The 14,724-nt window shown below is 72.7% G+C and carries 9 protein-coding genes; 5 read left to right on the top strand and 4 right to left on the bottom strand.

Features of this window, described 5'->3' with window-relative positions; translation table 11 throughout:
* Positions 1 to 57: 57 nt before the first annotated feature.
* Genes mvk through ACRQ4C_RS14315 form a run of 5 tightly spaced genes read left to right on the top strand, consistent with a single transcriptional unit; the run spans position 58 to position 5,413 of the window.
* Positions 58 to 1,086 carry a mevalonate kinase gene (gene mvk / locus ACRQ4C_RS14335; protein ID WP_439689137.1) on the top strand — a complete coding sequence of 343 codons (1,029 nt, stop codon included), beginning with the start codon at positions 58 to 60 and terminating at the stop codon, positions 1,084 to 1,086.
* Positions 1,083 to 2,102, top strand: a complete 1,020-nt coding sequence (gene mvaD, locus ACRQ4C_RS14330) for a diphosphomevalonate decarboxylase (RefSeq protein ID WP_439689136.1) — start codon at positions 1,083 to 1,085, stop codon at positions 2,100 to 2,102. The genes mvk and mvaD overlap by 4 nt, the downstream gene beginning before the upstream one ends.
* Positions 2,099 to 3,199 carry a phosphomevalonate kinase gene (locus ACRQ4C_RS14325; RefSeq protein WP_439689135.1) on the top strand — a complete coding sequence of 367 codons (1,101 nt, stop codon included), beginning with the start codon at positions 2,099 to 2,101 and terminating at the stop codon, positions 3,197 to 3,199. Before mvaD ends, ACRQ4C_RS14325 begins: the two co-directional genes overlap by 4 nt.
* A complete protein-coding gene (locus ACRQ4C_RS14320; RefSeq protein WP_439689134.1) occupies positions 3,192 to 4,256 on the top strand; it encodes a hydroxymethylglutaryl-CoA reductase in 1,065 nt (354 codons plus the stop codon). The genes ACRQ4C_RS14325 and ACRQ4C_RS14320 overlap by 8 nt, the downstream gene beginning before the upstream one ends.
* A complete protein-coding gene (locus tag ACRQ4C_RS14315; protein ID WP_439689133.1) occupies positions 4,253 to 5,413 on the top strand; it encodes a hydroxymethylglutaryl-CoA synthase in 1,161 nt (386 codons plus the stop codon). Before ACRQ4C_RS14320 ends, ACRQ4C_RS14315 begins: the two co-directional genes overlap by 4 nt.
* A 126-nt stretch (positions 5,414 to 5,539) precedes the next feature.
* On the opposite strand, the gene ACRQ4C_RS14310 is transcribed toward ACRQ4C_RS14315, so the two are convergent.
* The 4 genes from ACRQ4C_RS14310 to ACRQ4C_RS14295 all read right to left on the bottom strand — a co-directional run bounded on the left by ACRQ4C_RS14310 (position 5,540) and on the right by ACRQ4C_RS14295 (position 14,583).
* Entirely contained in the window at positions 5,540 to 6,523 is a 984-nt protein-coding gene (locus ACRQ4C_RS14310; protein WP_439689132.1) for an SRPBCC family protein, read from the bottom strand.
* Between the two features lie 71 nt (positions 6,524 to 6,594).
* Positions 6,595 to 6,939: an ArsR/SmtB family transcription factor gene (locus ACRQ4C_RS14305; protein WP_439689131.1), complete on the bottom strand. Its 345-nt coding sequence runs from the start codon at positions 6,937 to 6,939 to the stop codon at positions 6,595 to 6,597.
* Positions 6,940 to 7,222: 283 nt separating this feature from the next.
* Positions 7,223 to 9,010, bottom strand: coding sequence for a sulfite reductase subunit alpha (locus ACRQ4C_RS14300; protein WP_439689130.1), 1,788 nt, complete (start codon positions 9,008 to 9,010; stop codon positions 7,223 to 7,225).
* A complete protein-coding gene (locus ACRQ4C_RS14295; protein WP_439689129.1) occupies positions 9,007 to 14,583 on the bottom strand; it encodes a glutamate synthase-related protein in 5,577 nt (1,858 codons plus the stop codon). Before ACRQ4C_RS14295 ends, ACRQ4C_RS14300 begins: the two co-directional genes overlap by 4 nt.
* Between the last annotated feature and the right edge of the window lie 141 nt (positions 14,584 to 14,724).

Below are 14,724 nucleotides of genomic sequence, written 5' to 3'. Positions count from 1 at the left end.
TACGGCCGGCGTCGAGCACGCGCATGGGCACGGACGGTTAGGCTGACGTGACCCACGATGACCAGCAACCACCTCGACCACACCGCGGCCCCCGCCGCCGGCGACACCCGCCGCACGGGACGCGCCGCCTCCCACGGCAAGACGATCCTCATCGGGGAGCACGCCGTGGTCCACGGCGCACCCGCACTCGTGTTGCCGGTCCTCGACGCGGTCGTGGTCGCGACGGTCACCCCGGTCGAGCCCGACCCCGCGCGCGTCGACCGCGGCCCCGACACGCACCCCGCGACCGGTCACCTGCTCGAGTCCGCGGTGCACACCGGCCCCCTCGACACCGCGCCCGCGGCCGTCCTGCCGACCGTCACCGCGGTGACCGCGACGCTGCGCCACTTCGGCGTGACCGACCGCCGGTTCCACGTCCGCGTCGACAGCGATGTCCCGACCGCCCGGGGGATGGGGTCGAGTGCCGCGGTCGCCGCCGCCGTCACCGCCGCCGTGGCCGACGCCCTCGGTGAGACCCTCGACGCCGACGCCCACCACGAGCTGATCCAGGAGTGCGAGCGCATCGCCCACGGGCGCCCGTCCGGACTCGACGCGCGCGGGGTCGTCGCGGACGCCCCCGTCTGGTTCGAGGGCGGTCGTGTCGAACCCGTCGCCCTCGGTGCCCGGTGCACCTTCGTCGTCGCGGACACCGGCGTCCCCGGACACACGCGCGAAGCGGTCGCGTCCGTCCGGGACCGTCTCGAGCGCGACCCGGTCGCGGTCCGAGCGACGGTCGATGCGATCGGCGAGCTCGCCCGCGCTGCCCGGACCGCCCTGGAGCGCGGGGACGCCCAGGCGCTCGGTGCGAGCATGGACGCCGCGCACGGGCTGCTCGCCGACCTCGACGTCTCGAGCACCGACCTCGACCGGCTCGTCACCGCGGCACGTGGGGCCGGTGCCCTCGGCGCGAAGCTCACGGGCGGCGGCCGCGGGGGCTGCGTCCTCGCCCTCGCCGCCGACGACGACCACGCTGACCGCATCGCGGCAGCCCTGCGCGGCGCAGGTGCCGCAGCCACCTGGACCACCACGATCGGAGACCGCGCATGACCACCGCAACGGCCGTGGCGCACCCCAACATCGCCCTCGTCAAGTACTGGGGCAAGGCGGACGCGACCCTCGCGCTGCCGGCGACCGGCAGCGTCTCGATGGGGCTCGACGTGTTCCCGACGACCACCACGGTCACGGTCGGCGGGACGGCGGACGACACCCTGACGCTGAACGGCGCCGTCACGACCGACGGTGCGCTGGTGCGGGTCACGCAGTTCCTCGACCTCGTGCGCACGCTCGCCGGGTCGACCGAGCACGCCTCGGTCGTCAGCGAGAACACCGTCCCGACCGGTGCCGGCCTCGCGTCGAGCGCTTCGGGGTTCGCCGCCCTCGCGACCGCCGCCGCTGCCGCGTACGGGCTGGACCTGTCCGAGCGTGACCTGTCCCGGCTCGCCCGCCGGGGTTCCGGGTCGGCCACGCGGTCGATCCCGGGAGGCGTCGCGGTCTGGCACGCCGGTGACGACCAGGGTTCGTACGCCGAGACCGTCCCCGCCCCGCCGATGGCCATGGTCGTGGTGACGATCGACGCCGGTCCGAAGCCGATCGGCTCCCGCGAGGCCATGCGCCGCACCATCGCGACGTCGCCGTTCTACCCGGCCTGGGTGACCTCGACGACGGAGACCGTCACCGAGGTGCTCGCGGCCTGCGCCGCCGGGGACTTCCCCCGCATCGGCGAGCTCACCGAGAGCAACGCCCTCCGCATGCACGCCACGATCGAGGGCGCCTTCCCCCCGATCCGCTACCTGACCGCTCGGAGCGTCGCCGTGTTCGACGCGGTCGCCGAGCTCCGCGCCGCCGGACTGCAGGCGTACGCCACCGCCGACGCGGGCCCGAACGTGGTCGTGCTCACCACACCACAGGACCGCTCCGCCGTCGCCACCGCCCTCGCCGGGCACGGGGACGTCATCGAGTCCGGCACCGGACCAGGCGCGCACCTCGTCCGCTCCGAAGGAACCGCGACGACCGGAGAGGCACCCGCCCCGGCCGTCGTCCGACCGGAGGAGTCCGCCGAGTGATCGAGTTCCGCGCCCACGGCAAGCTGTTCGTCGCCGGGGAGTACGCCGTCGTCGAGCCCGGGCAGCCGTCCGTGCTCATCGCGCTCGACCGCGCCATCACCGCCCGGGTCAGCGAGGGCCACGGGTCCGGCAGCGTGCACTCGGAAGAGTACGGCCACCTGCCGCTGACGTGGACCCGTGCCGAGGACGGCCTCGCGCTCGACCGGGAGCACCACCCGTACGACTACGTGATGGCGACGATCGACCTCGTCGAGAAGCTCCGCGCCGAGCGAGGGATCGCGCCGCGGTTCCACGACCTCCGGATCCAGAGCCAGCTCGACGACGCGAGCGGCCGGAAGTTCGGGCTCGGTTCGTCCGCCGCGGTCACCGTCGCGACCGTGGGTGCCCTCGACCGTTTCTACGGCCTCGGTCTGACGCAGTGCGACCGGTTCCGCGTGGCGCTGCTGGCGACGATCCGGGTGAACCCCCGGGCCTCCGGCGGTGACCTCGCCGCGAGCACCTTCGGTGGGTGGCTCCGCTACAGCGCCCCGGACCGCGAACTGCTCGCCGCGATGCTGCGACCCGCGCCCGACCGCGGCGACGGCAGCGTCTCGGGCATCCTCGACGACACCGACGCGTGGACCGGGTTCGACGTGCAGCGTCTGCCGGCGCCGACCGACCTCCGCCTCCTCGTCGGTTGGACCGGTTCGCCCGCGTCGACCACGAAGCTCGTCAGCGTCGTGCGCGAGCACCGCGACGGCGGGTACCAGGCGTTCCTCGACGAGAGCCGGGCCTGCGTCGACGACCTGACCACGGGCCTCCAGTCCGGCGACGCCGAGCGGACGCTCGACGCGCTCCGACGCGCCCGCGTCCTGCTCCAGCGCCTCGGCGCGTCCGTCGGGTCGCAGATCGAGACCGAACGGCTCGCCACCCTGTGTGACGTCGTCGAGCAGGCCGGCGGGGCGGCGAAACCGTCCGGAGCCGGCGGCGGCGACTGCGGCATCGCGCTCGTCCCGGCGGACACCGACCTCACCGCCATCCACCGCGCCTGGGAGGCGCACGACATCAGGCACCTCAGCGTCGCGGTGCAGGCGCCCGAAGGAGACCTCGATGACTGACCCGACCACCACCCCGATCCCGACCAAGTGGGTCGGGCCGATCCGCGTCTCGGGGAACGCGGTCGACGGTGAGCACGAGGTCCCGCTCGCCACCTACGAGTCGCCGCTGTGGCCGTCCGTCGGTCGCGGGGCGCGCATCTCGCGCTCGGTCGAGGGCGGCATAGTCGCGACCGTCGTCGACGAGCGCATGACCCGGTCCGTCGTCGTGCGTGCCGACAGCGCGGCCGCGGCCCACGTCGCGGCCGGTCGCATCCTCGCGCGCCAGGACGAGCTCGAGGCGCTGGTGACGGGGCAGAGCCGGTTCGCGAAGCTCATCGAGGTGCACCCCGAGATCGTCGGCGACCTGCTGTTCCTCCGCTTCGCGTTCACCACGGGGGACGCCTCGGGCCACAACATGGTCACGCAGGCGGCCGACAAGCTGCTGCCCGCGATCCTGTCGTGGGAGCCGGGCCTGCGGTACGTCAGCATCTCGGGCAACTTCTGCACCGACAAGAAGGCCACCGCGGTGAACGGCATCCGTGGTCGCGGCCGCAACACCATCGCCGAGATCGTCATCCCGGGGGAGGTCGTGGTGAAGCGTCTGCGCTCCACCCCCGAGCGGATCGCCGAGCTGAACGTCGCGAAGAACCTCGTGGGCTCCACGATCGCCGGCGCCCTGCGCTCCGCGAACGCCCACTACGCCAACATGCTCCTCGGGTTCTACCTCGCCACCGGCCAGGACGCGGCGAACATCGTCGAGGGGTCCCAGGGCATCACGTCCGCGGAGGTCCGCGGCGACGACCTGTACTTCGCGACCTCGCTGCCGCACCTCATCGTCGGCACGGTCGGCAACGGGAAGGGCGGTGACCTGCCCGTCGTCGAGGACGCCCTCGTGCGGCTCGGCTGCCGTGAGGACCGCGCCCCCGGTGAGAACGCCCGCCGCCTGGCCGCCCTGTGCGCGGCGACCGTGCTGTGCGGGGAGCTGTCGCTCCTCGCGGCGCAGACGAACCCGGGAGAACTCATGGCAGCGCACGTCGCGATGGAACGACGCGGCGCGGCAGCAGGAGGTGCAGCATGACCGCCATCGGCATCCACGACATCGCGATCGCGACCGGCCACCACGTGCTGGAGCTCGACGACCTCGCCGAGCGGCTCGGGGTCGACCCGGCGAAGTACCACGTCGGCATCGGGCAGGACGCCTTCAGCGTGCCCGCGCCGGACGAGGACATCGTGACGATGGGAGCGGCGGCGGCGAAGGAGATCATCGACCGCCACGGCGTCGAGGGCATCCGGACCGTGCTGTTCGCCACCGAGTCCGGCGTCGACCAGTCCAAGGCCGCCGGCGTGTTCGTGCACGGCCTGCTCGGGCTGCCGCAGTCCGTCCGGGTCGTCGAGCTGAAGCAGGCCTGCTACGGCGGGACGGCCGCCGTGCAGCTCGCCCTCGGCATCGTCGCGCGGGCGCCGCACGAGCGGGTGCTCGTCATCGCCGCCGACGTCGCACGGTACGACGTCGACACGGCGGCCGAGCCCACCCAGGGTGCCGGTGCCGCGGCGGTGCTCGTGACCGCCGAGCCCGACCTCATCGAGATCGAACCCGCCGCGGGTGTCTTCACCGCCGACGTCGACGACTTCTGGCGGCCGAACGACCGCTCCACCGCGCTCGTCGACGGTCGCCTGTCGGTCACCGCCTACGTCGACGCGTTCGTCGGGGCCTGGGACGACCTCGTGGCGCAGGGTGGACCCGGCTACGAGGACATCACGCGCTGGGTGCACCACCAGCCGTTCACGAAGATGGCGATCAAGGCGCACCGGAAGCTCGCGCAGCACGTCGGGCAGCCGTTCGACGACGCCGAGCTCGCGATCGGCTTCACGTACAACAAGCAGACCGGCAACACGTACACGGCGTCGATCTGGATCGCCCTCGCGGCGCTGCTCGACCTCGACGACGACCTCGACGGGCAGCGGATCGCGATGTTCAGCTACGGCTCGGGCAGCGTCGGCGAGCTCCTGACCGGCATCGTCCGGCCCGGGTACCGCTCGCACCGCCGGGAGGGCCGCGTCCGGTCGATGCTCGACGCCCGCGTCCCGCTGACGGTCGACGCGTACCGGGAGCTCCACGCCGCGGGTGCCGCGACGAGTGAGGACACCGAGCGGCCGCGGGTCACGAGCGGGCCGTACCGGTTCGCCGGGGTCCGTGGCGGTGCCCGCCGCTACGAGGCGACGACGCAGGACTGACGCGGGCGCACCCTGTCGCGTTCGCGGCGCCCCGCGCCCGGCGCGACCCGGTGACGGCTGGGAGGCCCGTGGCGGCGCCGCCACGGGCCTCCCGTCCGTCCGTGGGTCACGCCGTGACGCGACCGGTCACGCCGTCGCGAGCACCTCGCGCTCCAGACGCTGGTAGCTCGCCTCCATGCCGTCGGTCATGCCGGTCGCGAGGATCGCGTCCCGTTGCTCGATGCTCGGGTACGTGACGAGCAGGGTCAGGAGCGTCGCGCCGTCGACCTCGTCGAACGTGAGGTCGTTCGTGTTCGGGGGGTACGGTGCCCCGGTCATCGCCTCGGTGCTGACGAGTCGGCGCTCCGGCTGGACGACGGCGTTCTCGCCCTCGAAGCCGAACGGCTCGCCCTCGGTGTCCCCGACGGGCGCCCAGGCCTGCCGGTACCGTCCGCCCGGTCGGAGGTCGTTCTCGCAGACCGTCATCTCCCAGCCGTCCGGGCCGAGCAGCCACCGGCGCATGAGCTCCGGCTCGGTGTGCGCGCGCCAGAGCACGTGTCGCGGGGCCTCGAACGCGCGGGTGAAGCGGACGTGGGTGTCGTCGAGGACCTCGGTGACGACGCCCTTGCCGAGCGCGTACTCCCGGAGGTCCGCGAGCACCCGGTCGAGCTGCCCGAACGCCTCGGTGTAGCCCTGCTCCATGCCCATCGCGAGGAGGGTCTCGAGGGCTCCGGCGTCCGGGAACGTCGTGGTGATCCGCACGCGGGAGCCGGTGTCGGTCGACTCGAAGTCCAGGACACTCGTGCTCGTCGGCTGCGTGGGGTCGACCTCACCGTCCTCGGTGGCGAACAGGTCGTCGAACGTCAGACGGACCGGTTCCTCCACGGTGTGCACGAGCCACACGGACCGGTAGGTCTCGCCGTCCGGACCGGTCATGTCGTAGCGGGCGCGGCCGCCGGGACGGAGGTCGAACTCCGAGAACGTGGCGGGGAAGCTCGGCGGGCCCCAGAACCGTTCGAGCTGCCGGGGGTCGGTGAACGCTCCCCAGAGTCGTTCGACCGGGACGGGGAAGTCCGCGACGAGCGTGGTCGTCAGGGCCTCCGGGTCGGTGTGGACGCTGGTCACGGGCATGGTGGCTCCTCGTCGAGTCGGTGGTCGCAGGTCGTGGTCGTGGTCGTGGTCGTGGTCGTCGTTGCTGTGCGTCAGCGCTCGTCGTCGCTCGCCAGCAGGGTGTCGAGTCGGTCGATACGGCCGTGCCAGAGCCGGCCGTACTCCTCGAGCAGACCGCGCACACGCTCGAGCTGCTCGGGGTCGGCGCGCACGATGCGGACGCGCCCGCGGGGTTCCTTGGTCACGAGTCCTGCTCCCTCGAGGACGGTGACGTGTTTCTGCACGGCGGCGAACGACATGTCGTAGGCCGCCGCGAGGACCGAGACCGTGACACCGTCGGCGAGGGTCCGCCGCACGATGTCCCGTCTCGTGGCGTCGGCGAGCGCGTGGAACACGCGGTCGACCTCGGCGTCGGTGAGTTCGGGTCGTACAACCATCTGGTTGCACGTTACGCCGGCTGCGCGCACTGCGCAAGGGGTGCGTGGGCGGCACCGGGATCTGTCGCTTTCGCGAAAGCGACAGATCGCGGGCGTCCGCCAGCGTGATCTGTCGCTTCCGCGGTCCGGTCGAGCGCGCTTCCTGGCTGTCTGTCGCTTTCGCGGTACCCGTGTGCAGGGCGACTCGCGACGAGCGTCACCGGGTGCCGGGTGCCGGGTGCCGGGTGCCGGGTGCCCCGCGCCAGGCCCCGAGCGCCCCGCGCCCCGCGCCGGGCGCCGCGCCTCAGTACACGTCGCGCACGTAGCGCTTCGCGCGCCGCAGGTCGGCCACGTACGCGGCGGCGTCGTCCGCCCCGCGCCCGCGCTGATCCGCGATGACGTCGAGCAACGCCTGCTCGACGTCCTTCGCCATCCGCGAGGCATCGCCGCACACGTACACGAACGCACCGTCCTCGAGCCACCGGTACAGCTCCGCCGCCTGCTCCCGCATCCGCGTCTGCACGTAGACCTTCTCGGCCTGGTCGCGCGAGAACGCGAGGTCGAGCCGGGTGAGCACGCCCCGCTCCTGCAGGTCGGTGAGCTCGTCCTCGTACACGAAGTCGGTGTCGCGGTGCTGGTCGCCGAAGAACAGCCAGTTGCGGCCGGTCGCCCCGGCGGCGGCGCGCTCGTGCAGGAACCCGCGGAACGGTGCGATGCCGGTGCCCGGGCCGATCATGACCACCGGGGCGTCGCCGTCGGCGGGCACCCCGAACGCGGCGTTCGGCTGGAGGTACAAGTCGACCTCGCCGTCGGCCTGCACGCGGTCGGCCAGGTAGGTGGACGCGACACCCGCGTGGGAGCGGTGCACGTCGCCGTAGCGGACGGACGCGATCGTGAGGTGGACGCGGCCCTCGTGCGCGAGCGGGCTCGACGAGATCGAGTACTGCCGAGCCTGCAGCCCGCGGAGGTTCGGCAGCAGCTCCTCCATCGTCGGTGCCGCGCTCCCGGCGTCGCGCAGGAGGTCGAGGACGTCCCGCCCCCAGAGCCACCGGTCGAGCTCGTGCTTGTCACCGTGCGACACGACGGCCGCGAGCTCCGACGCGGGAGCGCGCTGCACGAGGTCGGCCACGAGGTCCTTCGACGGCGTGCGGATCTCGCGGTCGAGCCGCAGCACCTCGGCGAGCGGCCGCCCGTCGAAGTCCGCGGAGCCGTCCGCCCCGAGGTGTCCGAGCAGCTGGTCGACGAGCGCCGGGTCGTTGTGCGGCACCACCGCGAGCGCGTCGCCGGCGGCGTACTCGATGCCGGAGTCGCCGAGGTCGAACTCGAAGTGCCGGATCTCCTTCGCGCTGCGCGGCGAGGAGAGCAGACGGTTGACGACGAGCGGTGCGCGGTACGGGTTGCGCTTGTTCCACTGGGAGCCCGGCCGGGAGGCACGGCTCGCGCCCGCCCCGTCGGCTGCGGCGGACCCGGTGGTCGTCCCGGCGGCGGGGCCACCAGCGGCCGGCCGTGCACCGGCCTCGGCGGCCAGGCGGTCGAGCACCGCGGCACTCCAGAGGGCGGCCGGGTCCTCGAAGTCGACGTCGCAGTCCACGCGGTCGTGGATGCGGGTCGCGCCGAGCTGCTCGAAGCGGGTGTCGAGGAGCTTGCCGGCCTGGCAGAACTCGTCGTAGCTCGTGTCGCCCAGACCGAGGACCGCGTACTGCAGGCCCTCGAGCCGCGGGACCGTCGACGCCTGGATCGCGTCCCAGAACAGTCCGGCGTTGTCGGGCATCTCGCCCTCGCCGTACGTCGAGGTGACCACGAGGACGTGTGACATCCCGGCGAGCTGCTCCGGCGTGACGGCGTCGAGCGGGGTCGCCCGGCCGCCGAGCCCGCGGGCCTTCGCGCCGGCGACGAGCTCGTCCGCGAGGAACTCGGCGTTGCCCGTCTGCGTGCCGAACAGCACGTCGATCGTCGTCGTCGGGGCACCACCGGCGGCACGCTTGCCCGCGGCGGCGATGCCCGCGATGAACCCGGCGAGCCAGGACTCCTGCGCGGCGGAGAACGGGGCGTCGACCGGGATCAGCTGCCCGGTGGGCGGGAGCGTGGTCATGCCGACACCGCCTCGGTCGGGGCCTGCGGGGCGCGGCCGGCGATGTCCTCGAGCGCGGCGTTCGCGAGCAGCTCGTCGAAGCGGGCAGCCCGGACGCGTCCGGCGTTCTTGGCGTTCTGGTGCATGATCCACCCCGTGGTGCCCGGCATGTCCGTGCTCCGGTTGTTCCGCTGCGCGAGCGCACGCTTCGAGTCGTCGAGCCGCTTCACGGCGATGAGGGTCGCGAGCTCGTCGTCGGCGAACCGGTCGAACGTCCCGCGCAGGTACTTCACGACGCGCTGCTTGACCTGGAAGTCCTCGGTCAGGATGAGGTTCTTCACGGCCTCGGTCACGCGCTGGTCGGACGCACCGGCGCCCGGTACCCGCTCCTGCGCGACGTCCTGGGCGACCCCGAGCACGGTGTACGACGAGAGCAGCGAGAACATGTCCTCGCCCTGGTCGCCGAGCGCCGGGGCACGACCGTCGAGCACGGTGCGCTGGTCGCGGTAGTCGACCTTGAACGCGCGGAGCTTGTCGGTCGCCACGGAGTTCGCGAGCTCGTCGAGGAGCTCCGGACGGGTCGCGGCGGCGAGGATCTCGTCGGCGTCCTGGCTGAGCAGGAGCGCGCGGGGCATGCCGACGTACACGTGCGCACGGGTGGTCTCCCACTCGTCGAGCAGCCGCGCGGCCAGCGGTGAGCCCGTGGCCTCGAGGTGCCACTCGAGCAGGAGCTTCGCAGCGGCCTCGTGGAACGCACCGCGCTCGGTCTCGGTGACGGGGAACACGAGGAGCGAGTCGGTGCTCGCCCGCTCGGTCACCGCGCCCGACGGGTCGTACTGGTACAGGAAGCCGCCGGACATGCCGTTGCCGAGGCCCTTGCCGTACGCACCGAGGTTGAACACGGCACCGCCGGTCATGTACTCGCAGCCGAAGTCGCCGACGCCCTCGACGACCGCGGTCGCGCCGGAGTTGCGGACGGCGAAGCGGTCGCCCGCCTCACCCTCGACGAACGTGCGGCCACCCGTGGCGCCGAACAGGGCGAAGTTGCCGACGAGGACGTTCCCGCCGCGCTCGACGCTGCCGCCGCCGGGCGCCCGGACGACGATCCGACCACCGGACTGGCTCTTGCCGACGCCGTCGTTCGCAGTGCCGACGTGCTCGAGCGTCGTGCCGTCGTTCGTGAAGACGCCGTAGGACTGCCCCGCGGACCCGCTCGTGCGGATCGTCAGGGCACCGTCGACGAGGCGTCGGCGACCGCGGTCGTCGGTGGTGATCGCGGGGTGCGCCGACAGGTCGACGCCGCGCAGCTCGTGGTTGAGGATGCGCTCGACGTCGATGCCGAGCTGCCCGCCGACGGACTTGTCGGCGTTGCCCAGCGCGATGCCGTCCACGGTCAGGGCGTGCTCGTGGCCGTCGATGAGCGCTGCACGCACCTGCTCGATGAGGGCGTCGTCGGTCCGGAAGTCCTTCTCGAGGTACTCCGGGTCCGTGACGACCTTCTCCGGCACCTGCGCGAGCAGGTTCCGGACGTCGAGCCGACCGACGCTCGCCGGGTGGTCGAGGAGCTGCAGCAGGTCGGTGCGCCCGCGGGCCTCGCGCAGGGAGCGCAGGCCGAGGCGCGCGAGGATCTGCCGCACGTCGTGGGCGATGTTGAGCAGGTACTGCGCGAGCGCACGCGGGTCGCCCTCGAACGCCTCGGCGTTCGTGGTGAGGCCCGCCGGGCACTTCACGTTGCAGTTCTTCGCCATGACGCAGCCGAGCATCATCAGCGCGGTCGTCCCGAACTCGAACGAGTCCCCGCCGAGCAGCGCACTCGTGACCACGTCGGAGCCGGTCTGGTGCGCACCCGAGCAGCGGAGCGTGACCTTCTGGCGGAGGCCGTTCGCGACGAGGGCCTGGTGGACCTCGGCCACGCCGATCTCCGCCGAACGCCCGGCGTACTTCAGGCTCGTGACCGCGGCGGCACCGGTCCCGCCGGTGTTCCCCGCGACGTTGATGACGTCCGCGCCGGCCTTCGCGACGCCGACCGCGATCGTCCCGATGCCCTCCGAGGACACGAGCTTCACGATCACCCGGACCCGGGCGGCCTTGCAGTCGTGGATGAGCTGCGCGAGGTCCTCGATCGAGTACGTGTCGTGGTGCGGCGGCGGCGAGATGAGCTCGACGCCGGGCGTGCCACCCCGGGCCGCGGCGATGTCCACCGTGACCTTCGGTGCGGGGAGCTGCCCGCCCTCGCCGGGCTTGGCGCCCTGGCCGATCTTGATCTCGAGTTCCTCGAGCATCGGGTCGGCGAGGTAACCAGCCCAGATGCCGAACCGCCCGGACGCGAACTGCTTGATGCGCGAGCCGCGGATCGTGCCGTAGCGGGAGTGGTGCTCGCCGCCCTCGCCCGAGTTCGACATCCCGCCGACCATGTTCGTGCCGTGCGCGACCGCCTCGTGCGCGGTCGCCACGAGCGCACCGTGGCTCATCGCGCCGGACGCGAGTGTGCGGGTGATCTCGTGCGCCGGTTGGACCTCGGCCACGTCGACGCTCGCCGGTGCCTGCTGGAGCAGCCCGAGCAGGTCGGCGGCGGCGCCCGTGGCGCGGAGCGTCACGTGGTCGTCGGCGACGGAGTCGACGTCGACCGTCCCGGGGTGCAACAGGGCGAGGCCGTCCGCGAGCGCCTGGTGGCGCAGTGCACCCGTCGACCCCGTCGAGGTGAGCTCCAGGCGGAAGCGTGTGGTGCCTCCCGGCAGTTGCTCGGAGGACGCACGCGAGCCAGCGAGGCCGCGCACCGTGATGCTGGCGTTCCCGGTGGTCGCGAAGCGACCGAGCTCGCGGGCGAAGTCCTCCGCTTCGTCGATGCCCGTGACGTCCGCGGGGAGCGCGAGCACGTCGCGGAGTGCCGCGGGGCGACGCGACCGCTCGTCGTGCGTGGTCTGCAGGAACGACACGTAGCCGGGCGTGACCCGGTGCGCGTCGATCTCGGCGTCGCTCAGCCGGTCGTACCCGGTGTTCCGGTACGCGGCGTCCGTGATGCCGAACGAGTCGTCGAGCTGCCCGAGCGTGAGCAGCCGGAGCGCGTCGGAGTCGCCGGAGCGCTCGAACGCGGGGCGCTCCTCGGTCATGCCGCCGAAGCCGCGGACGCTCGCGACGCCGAACGAGTGTCCGGCGCCGTCCGAGCGCTCCTTGAAGAGGCCGAGCAGCGGCACCTGGCCCTCGGTCGCGACGCTCCGGGCGCGCTCGTGCCAGTCCGTCGCGGCCTGCGCGATGCGGGCGAAGCCGACACCGCCGACCGGCGCGTCCATGTGCGGGAAGACCCGGGCGAACAGGTCGTCGCCGGTGTCGAGGTAGTTGGGCTCGAAGAACTCGCCGCCGATGTAGCTCTCGGCGGTGCACAGGCCGACGCGGCCCATCGTCTTCGCGAGGGCCTTCTCGGCGGCTTTCCGGAAGCGCTTCAGGGCGAGGTCGGTCGCGGTGTACTCGCCGGCCGGGGCAGCCTCGGCGGGGTACTTCTCCTCCGCACGGAGCCGTGCCGACAGGCTGTACACCGCCGACGCCCCGAAGCCCAGGGCCGTCGCGACGTGGTGTGACGATGGCAGCTGACCGGACTCGGCGACGATCGAGACCCGCAGCCGCAGCCCGGTCTCGATGAGGCGCTGGTTGACCGCGGCCACGGCGAGGATCACGGGGAGGGCAGCATGCGTCGACGAGACACTGCGGTCGGTGAGGACCGCGATGCCGCCGGTGCGCTCGGCGAACGCGGCGACGGCGTCCGCGAGCTCCTCGGTCGCGGCGCGCACGGCGTCCGCGTTCGCCTGCTCGTCCCCGAGGACCGGTACGTAGAGCATGTCGAAGCGCTCGAGCGGCACGATGTCCTGGTCGCGGAGGCGCACCATGTCGAGGTGCCCGAGCACGGGGGACTGCACGACGAGCTGTCGGGTCGGCGTCCCTTCGCCACTGCCCGTCCCGTCGGGCTTGCTGCCCAGGGCGACGCGCATCGACATGCCGTCGGCCTCGCGGATCGAGTCGAGCGGTGGGTTCGTCACCTGTGCGAAGCGCTGCGAGAAGTACTTCGCCATGCCGCCCTCGGTGTCGCTGAGCGCGTTGATGGCGTTGCCGTAGCCCATCGCCGAGATCCGCTCCGACCCGTTCGCGAGCATCGGGTCGAGCATGAACCGGAAGCTCTCCTGGTTCAGCGAGTACGCCACGTAGCGGCCCGCGAGCGACAGGTCGCCGTCGTAGCCGAGGGTCGTCGTCCCGCGCCGGTAGTCCGGTGCCGGCAGGTCGTCGAGGTTCACGCGCGCCGCGTCGAGCAGGCTGCCGTAGTCGCGGCGGCCGGCGAGCATCCGCAGCACGTCGTCCGAGCGCATGAGCGACCCGGTGCGGTGGTCGACGACGAGCATGCCGCCCGCCTCGATCCGGCCCCGGTGCACGACGCCCTCGGGCTCGAAGGTGACCTGGCCCGCCTCGGACGCCACCATCAGGTACTCGTCGGTCTGCACCGTGCGCAGCGGGCGGAGCCCGAGCCGGTCGAGCCGAGCGCCCACGACGTCGCCGTCGCTGAAGATCACGGCGGCCGGGCCGTCGTTCTTCTCCTCGTACAGCGAGAAGTACTCGAGCATGTCCCGCACGTCGGACGACAGCGTCCGGTCGTTCTCCCACGCCGGGGGCATGAGCGACACCACGGCCTCGACGATGTCCAGGCCGTCGTCGAACACCCGGCTCTGCAGCGTCTGGTCGAGCCGGCTCGAGTCCGACTGCCCCGGCGGACGCACGATGCTCCGGGTACGGGCGCGCGCGAGCGCCTCGTCCGACAGGCGGTTCTTCCGGTCGGTGTTCAGCTCGCCGTTGTGCGCCATGAGGCGGAACGGCTGCGCCATCGTCGGGTGCGGCTCGGTGTTCGTCGAGAACCGCGTGTGGAAGTAGAGCGTCCGCACCGAGTGCCGCGGGTCCGTGAGGTCGCGGAAGTACGAGATGACCTCGCCCGAGTTCAGCCGGCCCTTGAGGATCTGGGTCCGGGCGCTGAGCGACAGCGGGTACAGGGCGGCGTGCGGGGCGTGCGCCTCGGCGGCCTGCGTGTACGAGACGCGCTCGACGGCGAGGAGCGCCCGGTTCGCCGCGGCGTCGACCTCCGAGCGCTCCCACGACGAGGGCGCACGGAACACCCACTGCACGATCGGCAGCTGGTACTGCTCGGCCTCGGGCCGGGCGACCGAGTGGTCCACCGGGACGTCGCGGACGAGCAGGAGCTCGAAGCCCTCGTGCTCGATCGCGTCGGTCACGATCTGCACGGCGGCGGCGCGCTCGGCGGCGCCGGCCGGCGTGGTGTCGCCCGGCACGAAGCAGTTCGCGACACCGAAGTGTCCGGCGCGCAGTGCCTCGCCGGTGATGGCGCTGAAGAACTCCACCGACAGGTCGATGCTCACGCCCGCGCCGTCGCCGACGCCCTCGGCGGACTTGCCGCCGCGGTGCGGGATCGAGCAGAGCGCTTCGTCGCCCTTGCGGATCACGTCGTGGGTCGGCGTGCCGTCGAGACGGGTGATGAAGCCGACGCCGCAATCGCTCGATTCGCGGGCAGGGTCGTACAGACCGAAGGAGGAGTGGTTCACGTGCGGGTCCAGTGGAGCGTGTGCCGACAGGCAGCGGACGGCCACGCTGCATCCTCGGAGCGCTCGCCGCGGGCAGGCCGTCGGGTGGTGACGGTCGGGCCCTGTGGGGTTGTGGTGCGGTGAGGTGATGCTACGGGTTGG

This window comes from Curtobacterium sp. SP.BCp, from assembly GCF_051903255.1.
Classification (GTDB): Bacteria; Actinomycetota; Actinomycetes; order Actinomycetales; family Microbacteriaceae; genus Curtobacterium.
Note: the sequence above shows the minus strand (reverse complement) of the source record. Positions and strands in the feature narration are given on the sequence as shown.

Excerpts from the sequence above, each read along its gene's own strand:
- ACRQ4C_RS14310 (WP_439689132.1), bottom strand. The coding sequence starts at position 6,523 with ATGCCCGTGACCAGCGTCCACACCGACCCGGAGGCCCTGACGACCACG.
- ACRQ4C_RS14320 (WP_439689134.1), top strand. The coding sequence starts at position 3,192 with ATGACTGACCCGACCACCACCCCGATCCCGACCAAGTGGGTCGGGCCG.
- ACRQ4C_RS14305 (WP_439689131.1), bottom strand. The coding sequence starts at position 6,939 with ATGGTTGTACGACCCGAACTCACCGACGCCGAGGTCGACCGCGTGTTC.
- mvaD (WP_439689136.1), top strand. The coding sequence starts at position 1,083 with ATGACCACCGCAACGGCCGTGGCGCACCCCAACATCGCCCTCGTCAAG.
- mvk (WP_439689137.1), top strand. The coding sequence starts at position 58 with ATGACCAGCAACCACCTCGACCACACCGCGGCCCCCGCCGCCGGCGAC.
- ACRQ4C_RS14300 (WP_439689130.1), bottom strand. The coding sequence starts at position 9,010 with ATGACCACGCTCCCGCCCACCGGGCAGCTGATCCCGGTCGACGCCCCG.
- ACRQ4C_RS14315 (WP_439689133.1), top strand. The coding sequence starts at position 4,253 with ATGACCGCCATCGGCATCCACGACATCGCGATCGCGACCGGCCACCAC.